Source organism: Actinomadura miaoliensis, from assembly GCF_039536785.1.
GTDB classification, from domain to species: Bacteria; Actinomycetota; Actinomycetes; order Streptosporangiales; family Streptosporangiaceae; genus Spirillospora; species Spirillospora miaoliensis.
Genome location: NZ_BAAAZG010000025.1, coordinates 152,659 through 167,749 on the forward strand (window position 1 = coordinate 152,659; position 15,091 = coordinate 167,749).

At 71.4% G+C, this 15,091-nt stretch carries 15 protein-coding genes; 6 read left to right on the top strand and 9 right to left on the bottom strand.

The genetic code is table 11. The features are described from left to right. Positions 1-69 precede the first annotated feature (69 nt). The gene (locus ABD811_RS19815; RefSeq protein WP_344949497.1) at positions 70-1,251 is read left to right on the top strand and encodes a sensor histidine kinase; all 1,182 of its coding nucleotides are present in this window, start codon (positions 70-72) and stop codon (positions 1,249-1,251) included. Continuing rightward, on the top strand, positions 1,248-1,913 hold the full coding sequence (locus ABD811_RS19820) for a response regulator (protein WP_344949499.1): 666 nt from the start codon (positions 1,248-1,250) through the stop codon (positions 1,911-1,913). Before ABD811_RS19815 ends, ABD811_RS19820 begins: the two co-directional genes overlap by 4 nt. 174 nt (positions 1,914-2,087) lie before the next feature. Here the strand turns inward: ABD811_RS19820 and ABD811_RS19825 are convergent, their stop codons facing one another. Then, positions 2,088-2,753 carry a GntR family transcriptional regulator gene (locus ABD811_RS19825; RefSeq protein ID WP_344949502.1) on the bottom strand — a complete coding sequence of 222 codons (666 nt, stop codon included), beginning with the start codon at positions 2,751-2,753 and terminating at the stop codon, positions 2,088-2,090. Continuing rightward, positions 2,750-3,865 (bottom strand): CaiB/BaiF CoA transferase family protein, encoded by a 1,116-nt coding sequence (locus ABD811_RS19830; protein WP_344949504.1) that lies wholly within the window; start codon positions 3,863-3,865, stop codon positions 2,750-2,752. The genes ABD811_RS19825 and ABD811_RS19830 overlap by 4 nt, the downstream gene beginning before the upstream one ends. Positions 3,866-4,027: 162 nt before the next feature. Between ABD811_RS19830 and ABD811_RS19835 the strand changes: the two genes are divergently transcribed. After that, positions 4,028-5,203, top strand: a complete 1,176-nt coding sequence (locus tag ABD811_RS19835; RefSeq protein WP_344949506.1) for an acyl-CoA dehydrogenase family protein — start codon at positions 4,028-4,030, stop codon at positions 5,201-5,203. Positions 5,204-5,306: 103 nt separating this feature from the next. Here ABD811_RS19835 and ABD811_RS19840 read toward each other — a convergent pair whose 3' ends face one another. From ABD811_RS19840 to ABD811_RS19855, 4 genes are all read right to left on the bottom strand, one after another. Continuing rightward, positions 5,307-5,882 carry a hypothetical protein gene (locus tag ABD811_RS19840; RefSeq protein WP_344949509.1) on the bottom strand — a complete coding sequence of 192 codons (576 nt, stop codon included), beginning with the start codon at positions 5,880-5,882 and terminating at the stop codon, positions 5,307-5,309. A 242-nt stretch (positions 5,883-6,124) separates the two neighbouring features. Next, complete coding sequence (locus tag ABD811_RS19845) at positions 6,125-7,375, bottom strand: alpha/beta hydrolase family protein (RefSeq protein WP_344949512.1); 1,251 nt, start codon at positions 7,373-7,375, stop codon at positions 6,125-6,127. 222 nt (positions 7,376-7,597) lie between these two features. Next, entirely contained in the window at positions 7,598-8,200 is a 603-nt protein-coding gene (locus ABD811_RS19850) for a hypothetical protein (RefSeq protein WP_344949515.1), read from the bottom strand. Beyond that, positions 8,197-8,487: a helix-turn-helix transcriptional regulator gene (locus ABD811_RS19855; protein WP_344949518.1), complete on the bottom strand. Its 291-nt coding sequence runs from the start codon at positions 8,485-8,487 to the stop codon at positions 8,197-8,199. Before ABD811_RS19855 ends, ABD811_RS19850 begins: the two co-directional genes overlap by 4 nt. 197 nt (positions 8,488-8,684) lie before the next feature. Here ABD811_RS19855 and ABD811_RS19860 point away from each other — a divergent pair, with 197 nt between their 5' ends. From ABD811_RS19860 to ABD811_RS19870, 3 genes are all read left to right on the top strand, one after another. After that, a complete protein-coding gene (locus ABD811_RS19860) occupies positions 8,685-9,263 on the top strand; it encodes a G5 domain-containing protein (protein ID WP_344949520.1) in 579 nt (192 codons plus the stop codon). A gap of 363 nt (positions 9,264-9,626) precedes the next feature. Then, positions 9,627-10,082, top strand: coding sequence for an Lrp/AsnC family transcriptional regulator (locus ABD811_RS19865; RefSeq protein WP_344949523.1), 456 nt, complete (start codon positions 9,627-9,629; stop codon positions 10,080-10,082). A 111-nt stretch (positions 10,083-10,193) separates the two neighbouring features. Further along, complete coding sequence (locus ABD811_RS19870; RefSeq protein WP_344949526.1) at positions 10,194-10,847, top strand: LysE family translocator; 654 nt, start codon at positions 10,194-10,196, stop codon at positions 10,845-10,847. A gap of 25 nt (positions 10,848-10,872) precedes the next feature. Here the strand turns inward: ABD811_RS19870 and ABD811_RS19875 are convergent, their stop codons facing one another. The 3 genes from ABD811_RS19875 to ABD811_RS19885 form a co-directional block, all read right to left on the bottom strand. Continuing rightward, positions 10,873-13,134 (bottom strand): terpene synthase family protein, encoded by a 2,262-nt coding sequence (locus ABD811_RS19875; RefSeq protein ID WP_344949531.1) that lies wholly within the window; start codon positions 13,132-13,134, stop codon positions 10,873-10,875. A gap of 202 nt (positions 13,135-13,336) precedes the next feature. Then, positions 13,337-13,531 carry an acyl-CoA carboxylase subunit epsilon gene (locus ABD811_RS19880; protein ID WP_344949534.1) on the bottom strand — a complete coding sequence of 65 codons (195 nt, stop codon included), beginning with the start codon at positions 13,529-13,531 and terminating at the stop codon, positions 13,337-13,339. Beyond that, a complete protein-coding gene (locus ABD811_RS19885; protein ID WP_344949872.1) occupies positions 13,528-15,072 on the bottom strand; it encodes an acyl-CoA carboxylase subunit beta in 1,545 nt (514 codons plus the stop codon). Before ABD811_RS19885 ends, ABD811_RS19880 begins: the two co-directional genes overlap by 4 nt. Between the last annotated feature and the right edge of the window lie 19 nt (positions 15,073-15,091).

Sequence of the window (15,091 nt, forward strand, 5' to 3'; positions counted from 1 at the left end):
GCCGATCGACCACGGGTGTACGACCGTGGGCCAATGTGCGCGCCATGGCGGCGCCTCTACGATCGCGGCATGGACGTGCCGCCGCCTCCGCCGCTCCTCAAGCGCCTGCCGCCGGGGTTCTGGACGGCGCTGGCCTGGTGCGCCGGGCTGGCGTACACGGGCGTGGCGAGCCTGCGGCTGCCGGGCGAGGTCCCGGACCCCTTCCCGCACGGGTTCCTCCACCTGGACGCCGGGCACTGGCGGCTGATGCTCGCGGGCACCGTCGCGACGGCGGCGGGCAGCGTCCTGCTGCGCCGCGCACCGCTGCCGTCGATGCTGTTCCTGCTCGCCGGTTCCGTGTTCGCCGGAATGGCGCTGAACTCCACGGAGATCGCGTTCCCGCAGTTCCTGGCGGTGGACGTCGCCCTGTGCGTCGTCGCGGCCACCCTGCCGGCCCGCGTCTCGCTCGGCGCCGCCGCCATGGCGCTCGCCGCGCCCGCCGGTTACGCGACCGTCCGGGTGCTGCTCGGCTTCCCCATCGGCACCGCGACGCTGCTGGCCGTGGCGCTGACGGCCGTCGTCGCCTGGCTGGTGGGCAACTCCCTGCGGCAGAGCCGCGACCACGCCCGGACGCTGCACGCCCAGGCGGTCACGGCCGAACGGCTGCGCATCGCCCGCGAACTGCACGACATGGTGGCGCACAGCATCGGCATCATCGCCATCCAGGCGGGCGCGGCGAGCATGGTGATCGACACCCGTCCGGCGCAGGCCCGCGACGCCCTGCGCTCCGTCGAGCTCGCCAGCCGCGAGACGCTGTCGGGGCTGCGGCGCATGCTCGGCGCCCTCCGCCAAGCCGAACCGGCCGTCGCCCCCGGCCTCGTCCCCGCGTCGGGACTGGCGGACCTGGACCGGCTGGCCGCGGCGACCGCCGCCGCGGGCGTACGCGTCGACCTGCGCCGGCTCGGCGAACGAACGGACCTGCCGGCCGAGATCGACCTGTCGGCCTTCCGGATCGTCCAGGAGTCGCTCACCAACGTCGTCCGCCACGCCGGCACCGACTCCTGCCAGGTCACCATCGACCACCGCGACGGGGAACTGGCCATCGAGATCGTCGACTCCGGACGCGGCCCGCACCACCGCGCCCCGGGGTACGGCCTCATCGGCATGCGCGAACGGGTCGCCCTGCTCGACGGCGACCTCACCGCCGGGCCGCGTCCCGAGGGCGGGTTCCGCGTGGCCGCCCGCCTGCCCCTGCCGGAACGGGTCCGATGACCGTCCGCGTGCTGCTCGCCGACGACCAGCCCCTCGTCCGCGCCGGCCTCGGCATGGTCATCGCCGACACGCCCGACCTGCGCGTCGCGGGCGAGGCCGCGACCGGCGCCGGGGCCGTGCGGATGGCCGACGACCTGCGGCCGGACGTCGTGGTGATGGACATCCGCATGCCCGGCATGGACGGCATCGAGGCCACCCGCCTCATCACCGCCCGGACCGACCGCACGCGCGTGCTCGTGCTGACGACGTTCGACGACGACGAGTACGTCTACGGCGCCCTGCGCGCGGGCGCCTCCGGGTTCCTGGTCAAGGACATGGCGCTCCCCGACATCCTGGCGGCGATCCGCGTGGTCGCCGCGGGCGAGGCGCTGCTCGCACCCGGCGTCACCCGCCGCCTGATCGCCGAGTTCCTCGCGGCCCGCCCCGCCCCCGGCCCGGCGGCGGGGCGGCGTCCCGCCCCCGGCGTCACCGACCGGGAGCTCCAGGTGCTCACTCTGATCGGACGCGGCCTGACCAACACCGAGATCGCCGCCGACCTCCACATCAGCGTCGCCACCGTCAAGGCGTACGTGACCCGCCTACTGACCAAACTCAACGCCCGCGACCGAGTCCACCTGGTCATCCTCGCCTACGAACTCCACCTGGTAACCCCGGACGCCTGACCCCCGCGTCCCCTGCCTGAGGTGCTCGGGCAATGGACGCCAGCGTCGTCGCGACCTCGCGTTCGACGTGACCCCTGAGCACGTCGAGCGCGGCTCCGCGTACCGGTCCCAGCGCGAAAAGCCGATCGGCTCTGCGAGCGATGGCACGTTGGCCGATCGTGGCGGCCTCGAACGTCAGTGCGGCATGAGGGATTCGAGGGTGGTGACGGCGTGGGCGCGGTGGACGTCGAGGATGTCGATGGCGCGGTCGGGGTCGCGGGCGCGCAGGGCGTCGAGGGCGGCGCGGTGCTCGTCGATGACGCGGCGCCGGTTGTGGTCGTCGCCGTAGTAGATCGAGCGGTACGCGTCGGTGGCGTCCCACAGGGAGGCGATCATGCGGGTGAGGCGGGGCATGCGGGCGCACTCGTAGAGGGTCATGTGGAACGTGCGGTTGGCCGCGGCCATGTCGAGGACGTCGGCGGCGGCACTGGCGCGTTCGACCTCCCGCTGGGCCTTCTCCAGCACGTCGAGGTCGTCGTCGGTGAGGTGGGCGACGGCCTGGCGCACGGCCTCGGCTTCGAGGAGTTCGCGGATGCGGTAGACCTCGCGCAGGTCGTCCAGCGACAGTTCCTCGACGAAGTAGCCGCGGTGGGCGCGGTAGCTGACCAGGCCTTCGCCCTGGAGCGTCTTGAGCGCCTCGCGCAGCGGGACGCGGCTGACGCCCAGTTCCTCGGCGAGGGCGTCCTGCCGGATGGGGGCGCCCGGGCGCAGGCGGCCGGTGGTGATGGCGCGGCGGAGCTCCCCCAGAACGAACTGCTGGGCCGTCGGCGGCCTGCCCCGTCCCGTGTCCACCGTGCTCACCGCCCCAATATCTCACGGACCCAGGCGTCGTCCTGTCCGAGCGCGGGCGGCCGCAGCCGGTATTCGGCGGGGGTCGCGTCGAGGCGGACGGGGTTGGCGATCTGGCCGACGCCGTCCACGTCGACGGCCGGGGACAGTCCCAGGGCGGCGGCGAGGTCGAAGGCGGCGGCGAGGTCGTTGATGGGGCCGCAGGGCACGCCCGCCTCGGTGAGGGCGGTGAACCACTCGTCGGCCGTCCGGCGGGCCAGCGCGTCCGACAGTTCGGCGACGAGGGTCTCGCGGGCGGCGACGCGGCCGGCGTTGGTGGCGTAGCGGTCGTCCTCGGCGAGGTCGGGCCGGCCCAGGACGGCGCACAGCGTGCGGAACTGGCGGTCGTTCCCGGCGGCGATCACCATCGGGCGGTCGGCGGTGCCGAACACCTCGTACGGGACGATGCTGGGGTGCCGGTTGCCCATGGCCTTCGGCACCACACCGGCCGCCACGTACGCCGAGGACTGGTTGACCAGCGCGGACAGCAGCGAGCCGAGCAGCGTGACCTCGACGCGCTGGCCCTCGCCCGAGGTCTCGCGGTGGCGCAGCGCGGCGAGGACGCCGAGGGCCGCGTGCAGGCCGGTGACGACGTCGACGAGCGCGACGCCGGCCTTGGTGGCGCCGTCGCCGGTGACGCTCATCAGGCCGCCGACGGCCTGCGCGATGAGGTCGTAGCCGGGCAGGTCGGCGCCCTCACCCGTGCCGAATCCGGTGATGGAGCAGTACACCAGGCCGGGGTTGAGCTCGCGGGCCGCGTCGTAGCCGAGGCCGAGGCGGTCCATGGTGCCGGGACGGAAGTTCTCCACCAGGACGTCCGCGCGGGCCACGAGGGCGCGGGCCGTCTCCCGGTCGGCGGGGTCCTGGAGGTCCAGGGCGATGGAGCGCTTGTTGCGGTTGACGGCCAGGAAGTAGGTGGCCTCGCCGTCGGCGTACGGCGGGCCCCACGAGCGGGTGTCGTCGCCGACGTCCGGGCGTTCGACCTTGACGACGTCGGCGCCCAGGTCGGCGAGCAGCATCGTCGCGTACGGCCCGGCCAGGACCCGGCTGAAGTCGGCGATCAGCAGACCGGACAACGCGCTCACGCCGGCGTCCCCGGGCAGTCGTTGGCGGTGCGGGTGAAGCGCGCGCCCGAGCCCATGGCGCCGTCCACCAGGTTCAGGGTGTCCACCCGGGGCACGCTAGCCAGCGAAGATCGGACAATCAATACTGGATCCAAAATCCAATCTGTGGTGAAGTGGGACGCCGTGACGAAGACACCGATCCACCCCGAGGCGCTGTTCGCCGTCGACGGGCTGCTGACCGACGAGGAACGCGAGATCAGGTCGACCGTGCGGAAGCTGTGCGACAAGGAGCTGCGCCCGCACCTGGCCGACTGGTTCGAGGACGGCCGGATCCCCGCGCGCGAGCTGGCCCGGCGGTTCGGATCGCTCGGCGTCCTCGGCATGCACCTGAAGGGGTACGGCTGCGCGGGGCTCGGCGCCGTCTCCTACGGACTGGCCTGCCTGGAGCTGGAGGCCGCCGACTCGGGCCTGCGCAGCCTGGTGTCGGTGCAGGGCTCACTGGCCATGTACGCGATCTGGAAGTACGGCTCCGAGGAGCAGAAGAACGAGTGGCTGCCCGCGATGGCGGCGGGCGAGCGCATCGGCTGCTTCGGCCTGACCGAGCCCGACTTCGGCTCCGATCCGGCGCGGATGCGCACCCGCGCCCGCCGCGACGGCGCCGACTGGGTGCTCGACGGCACCAAGATGTGGATCACCAACGGGACCGTCGCCGACGTCGCCGTGGTGTGGGCGCAGACCGACGAGGGCGTCCGCGGCTTCCTCGTCCCGGCCGGGACGCCCGGGTTCTCCGCCCGGGACATCAAGCGCAAGCTGTCCCTGCGCGCCAGCGTCACCAGCGAACTGGTGCTGGACGGAGTACGGCTGCCGGCGAGCGCGCTGCTGCCCGGCGCGCGCGGCCTGTCGGGCCCGCTGGGCTGCCTGAACGAGGCCCGCTTCGGCATCGTCTTCGGCGCGATGGGCGCCGCGCTGGACTGCCTGGAGACCACGATCTCCTACGCGGCCGACCGCGAGGTGTTCGCCCGTCCGCTGTCGTCCTTCCAGCTCACCCAGCAGAAGCTGGCGGACATGGCGCTGGAGCTGGGCAAGGGCCTGCTGCTGGCGATCCACCTCGGACGCCTCAAGGAGGCGGGCACGCTGACGCCCGAGCAGGTCAGCGTCGGCAAGCTCAACAACGTCCGCGAGGCCCTGGAGATCGCCCGTACCTGCCGTACCGTGCTGGGCGCCAACGGCGTGACGCTCGAGTATCCGGTGATCCGGCACGCGGTCAACCTGGAGTCGGTGCTCACCTACGAGGGCACCTCCGAAATCCACTCCCTGGTCGTCGGCCGCGCCCTGACCGGCGAGAACGCCTTCGCCTGACGGCTCCCGGCGGGCCCGTGCACGGGAGCGCTCGACATGCGCGAGTCCGGGGACTGAAATCCCCGGACTCGCATTGGTCAAGTCACGCTGACGTCAGAAAGGATCAGCCGCCGGCCTTCCACCTGTAGCCGCCGTTCTTGTAGCCCCGGATGATGACGTACGGCTTGTAGGTCTTACGGTTCCCCGTGTAGTAGAACTTGCCCTGCGCCGTGGACGTCACGTAGCTCCAGTCACTGGGGTGGGTCACCTTCTTCTGGGCCCAGCCGCGCCACACCCACCTGTTCTTGTTGTAGGTGTAGGCGGTGAAGTTCGCCCGGTAGGAGCGGACGTAACGACCGTCCCAGCACCAGTTCAGACGGTTCTTGACGTAGAACAGCCAACGGGTTTTCGCGGAGTTCTTGTAGCCCTGGGTGCGCTCGTACCATCCGCACCGCTCGGCGGCCTTGATGGCCGCGGTCTCCTTGGCGCTGTACGGCTGCCCGGCGCGCTTGGCGTCGGCGAGGAGCCGCTCCTTGGAGATCGACCCCTGACGCGTGACGGTCACCTCCTTGCCGAGGTCGTCCTGAGCCGCGGCCGGCTGGGCCTTCGGCGTGGTCTGTGCCTGCGCGGCCGGACCCGCGGCCAGCAGCCCGGCGGTCAGGGCGCCGGAGACGATCGTCAGCGTGGCGACACGCCGCATGCGTTTCCTCCATGCTCGGAGATAGGGGGGAAGAGTGCGAGGTACCACCGTAGAGCGTTATCGGTACCGCTTCACTCGTTTTTCGCCTTGTCTGATGCACGTGGCGGACGGCCGGTTCCCCGCCGATGGAACTTTCTTTGTCCCGATCCGGACATATCAAAAGTTTGAGGCAAAGGAGATCATATGCATCTCACCGACTTCCCCCCGCGAACCGAATTCGGTTCGTTGGCCGCCGGAGGGCGTCAGCTCAGGCCGCGGAACCACCGCACGATCATCGTCGTCCCGGCGAGATTGGAGCCGAGGTGCCGGGAGCCTTCGTAGGTGCGCTCGCCCACGTCCACGACCGGGGCGTCCACCCCGCGGGCGCGCAGGGACGTGCGGCACCGGTCGGTGTTGGCGGTGACGGCCTGCTCGTCGCCGTCCATCTTGTAGAGGCGGATGGGGACGTGCGGAGTCCAGGCCGTGCAGACCTCGGCGTCCACGTCCAGCGCACGGGCGAACGCGCCGCTCGGCCTGCGCAGCATCGCCCAGCCCCGCGTGGTGAGCAGCTCGTCCAGTGACCCTGGCAGCGCCTCCAGCATCTGGGGGCCGGGGGTGGTGCCGTCGAACAACTTCTCCACGCGGTCGGCGTACGGCTGCCGGAAGACCTCGGCCGGGGTGCGGTAGAGCCCGTGCAACCGCCCCCAGGAGGTCAGCAGGTACGCGGTATAGGCGACGCTGAGCTTGGGCGGCAGTTCGCCGTCGCGCAGCGCGGGCAGCTCGGCGTTCTCGAAGTCGTAGGCGCCGCTGATGGGGGCGACGGCACGCAGCCGGAACCACCGGTCGCCGCCCTCCTGCAAGGCACGCGCAAGGCCCAACGCCGCCGACGCCCCCTGGGAGAAACCCGTGACGAGCACGTCCCGCTCCAGCATCCGGCCCTTGTCCGCGGCGGCGTGGCGGGCGGCGCGGAGCATGTCCAGCGACGCCGTCGTCTCCGAGGGCACGTCCTTCCACGGATGCACGCCCGGCCCCTCGCCCAACCCTAGGTAGTCGGGGGCGACGGCGGCGAACCCTGCCGACGCGTAGGTGACGACAGGACCGGGACCCCACACACCGTCGGTCGTGGACGGGGCGTCCTTCTTGTAGCTCATGGTGCCGTGGGTGTACGAGACCGTCCGGAGCCTGCGCTTCCCATCGCGGGGCAGCACCAGCAGGCCGCTCGCCACGGTGGGACGCTGCCGGACGTCCACGGTTCGGTAGACCAAACGGTAGAGGTCCACGCCGTGACGAACGCCGTCGACGTCGAACTCGTCGGACGCCAGCCACGTCCTGACCTCGCCGGCCGTCATCGCGCGCAGCCGCTGCGGCTCGCCGACCAGCGCACCACGCCCCGAATCCCGCCCTGTCCCGGCCGTCGCCGCGCCGGCGGCGCTCACCGGAACCGCGGCGAGCGCCGCCGCACACGCGGTCGTCACAGCGACCCCGAACACCGCAACCGCTCTGATGGACGCCATGGGGCACTCCTGTCTGCTGGGGAGGGCACCCACTCTCCGCGAACGGCGACCGCTCGCGCATCGGCCTCGCAGGTCGACTGCGGCTGATACCTCAGAGGGCCTCACCACGGCCGGACTCGCCCCTGGGGCCCGACCACCACCGGCGGCCCACCCGCCCTTGGAGAGCACTGCTCCGCGATGCCCGTCACGCACCACCGGCTCAGCGGATCGGACAGGCGTCTCCTACTGGACGCCGCTTTCCGGCCAGTGCTCCTCGTCGACGTCGTCCCACGTCCATGCGGCGGCGGCCGAAGGGAGCAGGATGGCGGTGCCGACCAGACCGAAGATCAGCGGCTTCCAGCCGGCGACGTCGAGCAGCGGCCCGTCGGCGATGGCGAGCAGGGCGACGACGAACATGCAGACCAGCAGCGTCACGTAGGCGGCGCCGAGCGCCCGGTTGCGCTCCTGCAGTTCGCGTTCGTCGAGTTCGGCCGCGGCGAGTTCGGTCAGTTCCCTGGTCGCCCTCCTGAGGAGGAGGATCCCGGTCAGCAGGCCCACCGCACCGGCCGCCTGGACGGCGAGGGTGGCGCCGGAGTCGGGGCTCATGAAGGCACTGGCCGCTCCGGCCGCGAAGGGAACGGCGGCGAGCAGGGCGAGCGCGCGGCGGTTCGTGCCGTTCGCGAGCCATCGGGGCACGGGCCTGGTCCGTCGCCGGTCCTGTGCCTCCTGGCGGACGGTCTCCAGGATCCGCTGACGCTCTTCGGGGGTGGCGTCCTTGGCGGCCGCGAGGTTGTCGAGGTGCCGTCTGATGCTGCTTCGGGGGGTGCTGCCGGTCGAGGAAGTCATGTCGGTCCTCCGGAGTCGGCGGAACGGTAGAGCTGCTGGGACATCGGGGTGAAGGGACGAAGCGAGAAGACGGCTTCGAAGGGCAGCTCGAAGAACTCGCAGATCTTCAGCGCGAGTTCGGCGGACGGTCCGTAGTCGCCGCGCTCCAGAAACCCGATGGTCTGCGGATTCACACCGACGGCCGTCGCCAGCTCGGCACGGGAGACCCCGCGTTCGGCACGCAGCACCGCGAGCCGGTTGTGGAGGGCCGTGCCCTTGCGTCCCTTCCTGGATCCCTTACCTGTCATACATGCAGTGTTGCGTATACACAACGAACAGACAACCCCTATAACGACACGTCCGCGAACCGGCCACTACGGTCGCGGCCGTCCGGCCCACGACCGCGACCTGTTCCGGGCCTGTCCCGGCGGACATCGGGACCGATGTCCCTGTCGCCCCTCCAGAACGCCCACGTAGCGTGATCTCGCTCTACGGAGGGAAATCAATGAGACGTACCGTTACAGCCGTAGTGGCGTTCGGTGCCCTGCTCAGCCTCGGCGCCAAGTGCGAGCCGGCCGCGGAACCGTCGCCCACCGCGTCGGCCACCACGTCGGCGACCGCGTCGGCAGAGGCGGCGGGCGCCGAGCCTTCCGCGACCGCGAGCACGGCGTCGCCGAAGGTCGAGAAGCGCACCGTCACCGAGACCAAGGTGATTCCCTTCAGGACCCGGAGGGTGACGGACCCCGGCCTGGCGAAGGGCACCACCAAGGTCAGAACCCGTGGCCGCACAGGCATCAAGACCCTCACCTACGAGGTCACCTTCACCAACGGCAGGAAGACGCGCAAGAAGTTGATCCGTCAGGTGGTCACCAAGGCGGCGGTCACCCGGATCATCGCCGTCGGCACCAAGCAGTCCTCACGGTGCGACCCCAACTACAGTCCCTGCGTGCCGATCGCCAGTGATGTCGACTGCGCGGGCGGCAGCGGCAACGGCCCCGCCTACGTGCAGGGCCCCGTCCGCGTCATCGACACGGACATCTACGACCTGGACCGCGACGGCGACGGCGTCGGCTGCGACGACTGATCCTGTCCGCCGACGACATGTCTACCCGGTGCTACCGCACCGCCGTCTGGACTGCCCGTGGACGAGGGTGTTGTGCCGGTAGGTGCGCCTCGCCGCTGGCGGGTGGCCAGGCGGAGGCCGGCGGCCACCGGCCGGGCAGAACGGGGAAGGTCATGGGCGGTCACTCGCTCTGGGGTCGACCCGGCGCATGAGGTCGGCCAGGGCGGGATCGGTGTCGGCGTCCCGAAGCCCGCCGGTTCGCCCCCACCAGATCTACCTTGTCGGTGGTCAGCGCGAACAGGGGCAGCTCGAATAGGGGCAGCGGGGACAGGACGTCGCCGTCCCGTCCGGTGCGGGACGGCCGGGGCCTGGCAGCATGGCCACATGGACCGGATCGATCGCAGGATCCTCCGTGAGCTGCAGAATGACGGGCGGCTCAGCAACACCGAACTGGCCGACAAGGTGGGGCTGACTCCGTCGCCGTGCCTGCGCCGCGTGCGGCAGCTCGAACGCGACGGGGTGATCCGCGGTTACCGGGCGCTCGTGGACGGCGCGGCGCTGGGACGCGGCTTCCAGTCGTTCGTCACCATCGTGATGCGGCAGGAGGACCAGAGCACGGTGGCCGAGTTCGAACGCAGGGTCGCCGAGTTGCCCGAGGTGGTGGAGGCGCACCGGCTGTTCGGCGACCCGGACTACCTGCTACGCGTCGCCGTGGCCGACATCACCGCCTACGAACGCTTCTACACCGACGTGCTCTCGGGCCTGCCCGGCATCGCCCAGCTGACCTCGCACCTGGCGATGAAGGTGGTCAAGCCCGACCGCGGCCTGCCGATCACGTGACGGCATCTGCGACGGTGGGCGCCGCTTTGCGCAACTTCCTGCCAAGGGAGCGATGAAAGGCGGCATAACCGGTCATCGCATGCCAAGCGTTCCCGGTTAGCTTCGGGGGCCATGGACACGCACGAGCTGCTGCTGTTCCTCGGCGTGGACCTGCTGCTGGTCTGCACGCCGGGCCCCGACTGGCTCTACGTCATCGCCCGGAGCCTCAGGCAGGGGTACCGGACGGGTCTGGCCGCCGTCGCGGGCATCTGCGCGGGCTACGCCGTCCACACCGCGGTCGCCGCCGCCGGGCTGGCCTCCGCGCTGCGTAGCGTGCCGGCCGCCCTGCCGGTGCTGCGCTACGCGGGCGCCGCCTACCTGGTCGTGCTCGCCGTGCGCACGTTACTGGCACTGCGCCGGCACGGCCCGGGCGGAGCGGACGGCTCGGCGGCCCCGGACCCACGGCACCCGCCGGCGGAGCCGACGCGCGTCGTCCTGCGGCAGAGCCTGGTCATCGCCCTGCTCAACCCGAAGGGACTGCTGCTGTACCTGTCGCTCATGCCGCAGTTCGTCTCGCCGGACGCGGCCGTCCCGATCGGCGTGCAGTTCGCCGTGCTCGGCTGCCTGCACGTCGCGCAGTGCGCCTGCGTCTACGGGGCGGTCGCCGTCACGGCGGGACGCGCCGGCGCCTCGCTCACCGCCGACGCCAGAGCGTCCCGGCGCATGACCGCCGTCTCGGCGACGCTTCTGCTGCTGGTGGCCGCCTTCTCCCTCGGCGCCCAGTGAAGCGGGGTGTCGGGGAGAACTTCGGCTACGGGTGGTCGGGGTAGCGGCGGCGCAGGTCGGATTCGGTGTAGCGGCGGCAGTTGCGGTGCCAGTTGAGGATTCCGGCGAGCCAGTTCTGCAGGTCCAGGACGTAGCCGTCGAGGAGGGCGCGGGCCTCGCCGTCGAGGTCGAAGTCGTCGTACAGCACCGGAAGTTCGAGGTTGGCGGCGCGCTGGAACTGCCGCAGGCGCGCGTTCAGCAGGTCGTGGACGATGCGCACCGCGGTCGGGTAGTCGCAGCCGAAGAAGTTCCCCACCACCAGGTTGGCGTTGTGCAGGTCGCCCTCGAACTCGATCTCCTTCTGGTAGGAGAACAGGTCGTTGAGCAGGCACGCGACGTCCATGGCGGCGTTCTCCAGGGACCGCATGGGGCTGGTGTCGTAGATCTCCGGGGGCACGTGGTACCAGCGGGCCAGCCTGCTGAGCGAGATGGTCAGCTCGGAACCGAAGGTGCGGCGCCGCATCTCGACGTAGTCGACCGGGTCGGGGATGTGGTTCTGCGCCTGGTTGTCCAGCTCCCACAGCCAGCTGTCGATCATGGTGTCGACGGTGGCGCGGAACTGGTGGCGGGCCTCGACGGCCATCGGGCCCGCGGTGCGCGCCCACAGGTCGGCCAGCGACCGTTCCAGCGCGTTCACCGCCGGTGGCGTGGCCTGCGGGTCCTCCACCGGCATGAACAGGCGCAGGCGCTCGTTGCAGGCCTTGGCCCCGGCCAGGTCGCGGAACCGGCCGAACACGACGGGGTAGTAGTCGTCGCCGTAGGTGCCCCAGGTCAGCCAGCAGGACGCCAGGGTCAGCTCGTCGGGGGCGGCCTGGGGCTGCAGCCCGGCCGCGCACAACGGGAAGTCGAAGTCGCGCAGGTCGCCCTCGTTCCAGACGCCGGAGAACGGGACGCCCGGCTGGGCGTGCAGCATGCCCATCCGGCCCGCCCACTCCATGACGTCTTCGCGCGCCCGCTCCAGGTGGGGGCTCAGCGAGAGGGGGAACGGGATGTCGATGTCGGGGACCAGCGACGGCCCCACCTTCTGCGGGACGTGGGTGTACGAGTTGGCGCGGCGCAGCAGCGTCCTGAGGTCCAGCCCCGACGTGCCGAGGCCGCGCAGCGCCCCGGGACGGCCGACGTCCAGGTCCTTGTTCATGTAGCGGCTGGAGCGCATGTGCCACTCGTGCCCGCCCGCCTGCCAGTCCTGCAGGCCCTTGGCGTAGGCCAGGACGCGCGCGCAGCCCTCCGGGTCGAGGCCCGTGTCGGCGAACAGCGGCAGCAGCTCGGTGGCGGCGGTGTGCTCGAACTGCTGCAGCCGCGATGTCAGCACGTCGTTGACGGCGTCGGCGGCCTCCTGCGTGGAGCATTCGAAGAAGGTCTCCAGCACCAGCACGCCGTTGTTGAGCTCGCCCTCCTGCTCGGTCTCGCGCTGGTAGGAGAACAGGTCGTTGCGCAGGTGCACGCCGTCGGAGAAGGTGTCGCGCAGCACCCGCAGCGGCCGCGAGTACGCCACCAGCGCGGGGACCTCGGCGTTCACGGCGTGCTCCACCAGGCACGCCGACCAGGGCGCCCCGCCGACGCGGCGGCGCATCTCGATGTACTCGACCGGGTTCGGGACGCGGTTCTGGTCGATGTTGGCCAGTTCCCACAGCGACTCGTTGAGCAGGTGGTCGGTGTGCTCGCGGAACCGCACCCGCCAGTCGCGGGACATGGCGGGGATGGTGCGCGCCCACAGGTCGGCGAGGCCCGCCTCGACGGGGTTGCGCGGCTCGGGCGTCGGGCCGCCGTCCGGCGGCATGAACAGCGGCAGCCGTTCGAGGTGGGCCTTGCCGCCCTCGCGGTCGCGGGTGCGCTTGTACTTCTCCAGGAAGTGGTCGTCGAAGAAGAACACCCACACGTACCAGTCGGTGATGAGTCCGAGCTCGTCGGCGTCGCAGTCGGGGTGGGTGTAGGCGCACAGCAGCGCGTAGTCGTGGTTCTCCAGGTCCTGGCTGCTCCAGACGCCCGAGCCCTCCAGCATCTCCATGTCGCGGGCCCACTGGCGGGTGTGGACGCGCGCGGAGTCGACATGCGGGTTCAGCCGGGCCGGGTACGGCATGTAGAAGTCCGGCAGTTCGAACGGCTTGCCGCCGCCGGGCTCGCTCGTCCCCGCCTCCCGCCCCCGCGTGGTGAGGCGCGCGGCGGAGGTGCCCAGCCCGGTCGGCCCCGCCGACCAGCCGTTCCGGACCGCCGTCTCCTCACCTGAGGTCGTCTGGAACACGCTCATTGCCACATCCCTGCCGAATCGGGCCGCCGGACGAGTGATTCGCCTCAAGTATTGGCACGTGCGCACTCTGTGACCAGACGCGGGAGGGAGGGTGACGGTAACAATGCGCTGCCGCCCGCTAACGGACGTGTCACGCCGAAGTGATTGCGTGCCCGAACGGTGCAGGTGAGGCCGCTGTTACAGCGGTGGCGGGGAGCCGGGCCTACAGCTGGGGCCGCCAGGCGACCTGGGGCCGGCCCGTCCACGTCACCGCGTCCCGACCCTGGCCCCACGCGGCGGGCTCGGGACGCGGCGGCGGGCCGGGGGCGGTACGGCCCGCCAGGGCGAACAGCACGGCGACGACGGCCGCCAGCTCCTCCTCGTCCGGGTGGCCGCGCACCACCTTCAGGGCGGTCACTGCGGCTGGTTCCCGTGCTTGCGGCTGGGCAGCTGCGCGTACTTGGCGCTCAGCATGTCCAGCGCTCGGATCAGGGTCCTGCGGGTGTCGGCCGGGTCGATGACGTCGTCCACCAGGCCGCGCTCGGCGGCGTAGTAGGGATGCATCAGCGCGGCCTTGTACTCCTTGACCATCCGGGCGCGCATGGCGTCGGGGTCGTCGGCGGCGGCGATCTGCTTGCGGAAGATGACGCCCGCCGCGCCCTCCGCCCCCATCACCGCGATCTCGTTGGTCGGCCAGGCGTAGGTGAGGTCGGCGCCGATGGACTGCGAGTCCATCACGATGTACGCGCCGCCGTACGCCTTGCGCAGCACGACCGAGACGCGCGGCACGGTGGCGTTGCAGTACGCGTACAGCAGCTTGGCCCCGTGCCGGATGATGCCGCCGTGCTCCTGGTCGACGCCGGGCAGGAACCCCGGCACGTCCAGCAGCGTCACCAGCGGGATGTTGAACGCGTCGCACATCTGGACGAACCGCGCGGCCTTCTCCGACGCGTGGATGTCCAGCACGCCCGCCAGCGTCATCGGCTGGTTGGCGATGACGCCGACGAGACGGCCGCCCAGGTGCGCCAGCGTGCAGATGACGTTGGTCGCCCAGCGTTCGTGCACCTCCAGGTGCTCGCCGTCGTCGACGATCTCCTCGATGACCGCGCGCATGTCGTACGGGCGGTTGCCGTCCACCGGCACCAGGTCCAGCAGCGGCGTGCCGTCCCGGTCCGCCGGGTCGGACGTGGGGCGGACCGGCGGGCTCTGCCGGTTGTTGCTCGGCAGCAGCGACAGCAGGTACCGCACCTCCTCCAGGCAGGTCTCCTCGTCCTCGTAGACGAAGTGGCACACCCCGGAGGTCTCGGCGTGCACGTCCGCCCCGCCGAGCCCGTTGTGGGTGATCTCCTCCCCGGTCACCGCCTGGACGACGTCCGGGCCGGTGATGAACATCTGCGCGGTGCCCCGCACCATGAACACGAAGTCGGTCAGCGCCGGGGAGTAGGCGGCGCCCCCGGCGCACGGTCCGAGCATCACGCTGATCTGCGGGATCACCCCGGACGCCCGGGTGTTGCGCTGGAAGATGCCGCCGTACCCGGCCAGCGCCGTGACGCCCTCCTGGATGCGCGCCCCGGCGCCGTCGTTCAGCGACACCAGCGGCGCCCCGGCGGCGATCGCCATGTCCATGATCTTGTGGATCTTGCGTGCGTGCGCCTCGCCGAGCGCCCCGCCGAAGATGCGGAAGTCGTGCGCGTAGACGAACACCTGCCGGCCGTGCACGGTGCCCCAGCCGGTGACCACCCCGTCGGTGAAGGGCTTCTTGTCCTCCAGCCCGAAGCCGGTGGCCTGGTGCCGCCGCAGCGGCTCGACCTCGTTGAACGACCCCTCGTCCAGCAGCAGGGCGATCCGCTCGCGGACGGTGAGCTTGCCCTTGGCGCGCTGCGCCTCGGTGGCCCGCTCGCTCGGCCCCTTGACCGCCTCGGCCTTCAGCCGGGCGAGTTCGGCCACCCGGTTGCGCATCTGCGGCTCGGCCGATGCC

Bases quoted from the DNA above. Each gene is read 5' to 3' on its own strand.
- ABD811_RS19860 (WP_344949520.1), top strand. From the start codon at position 8,685: ATGAGACGTACCGTTACAGCCGTAGTGGCGTTCGGTGCCCTGCTCAGC.
- ABD811_RS19845 (WP_344949512.1), bottom strand. From the start codon at position 7,375: ATGGCGTCCATCAGAGCGGTTGCGGTGTTCGGGGTCGCTGTGACGACC.
- ABD811_RS19865 (WP_344949523.1), top strand. From the start codon at position 9,627: ATGGACCGGATCGATCGCAGGATCCTCCGTGAGCTGCAGAATGACGGG.
- ABD811_RS19820 (WP_344949499.1), top strand. From the start codon at position 1,248: ATGACCGTCCGCGTGCTGCTCGCCGACGACCAGCCCCTCGTCCGCGCC.
- ABD811_RS19885 (WP_344949872.1), bottom strand. From the start codon at position 15,072: ATGCGCAACCGGGTGGCCGAACTCGCCCGGCTGAAGGCCGAGGCGGTC.
- ABD811_RS19875 (WP_344949531.1), bottom strand. From the start codon at position 13,134: ATGAGCGTGTTCCAGACGACCTCAGGTGAGGAGACGGCGGTCCGGAAC.
- ABD811_RS19815 (WP_344949497.1), top strand. From the start codon at position 70: ATGGACGTGCCGCCGCCTCCGCCGCTCCTCAAGCGCCTGCCGCCGGGG.
- ABD811_RS19870 (WP_344949526.1), top strand. From the start codon at position 10,194: ATGGACACGCACGAGCTGCTGCTGTTCCTCGGCGTGGACCTGCTGCTG.
- ABD811_RS19850 (WP_344949515.1), bottom strand. From the start codon at position 8,200: ATGACTTCCTCGACCGGCAGCACCCCCCGAAGCAGCATCAGACGGCAC.
- ABD811_RS19855 (WP_344949518.1), bottom strand. From the start codon at position 8,487: ATGACAGGTAAGGGATCCAGGAAGGGACGCAAGGGCACGGCCCTCCAC.
- ABD811_RS19840 (WP_344949509.1), bottom strand. From the start codon at position 5,882: ATGCGGCGTGTCGCCACGCTGACGATCGTCTCCGGCGCCCTGACCGCC.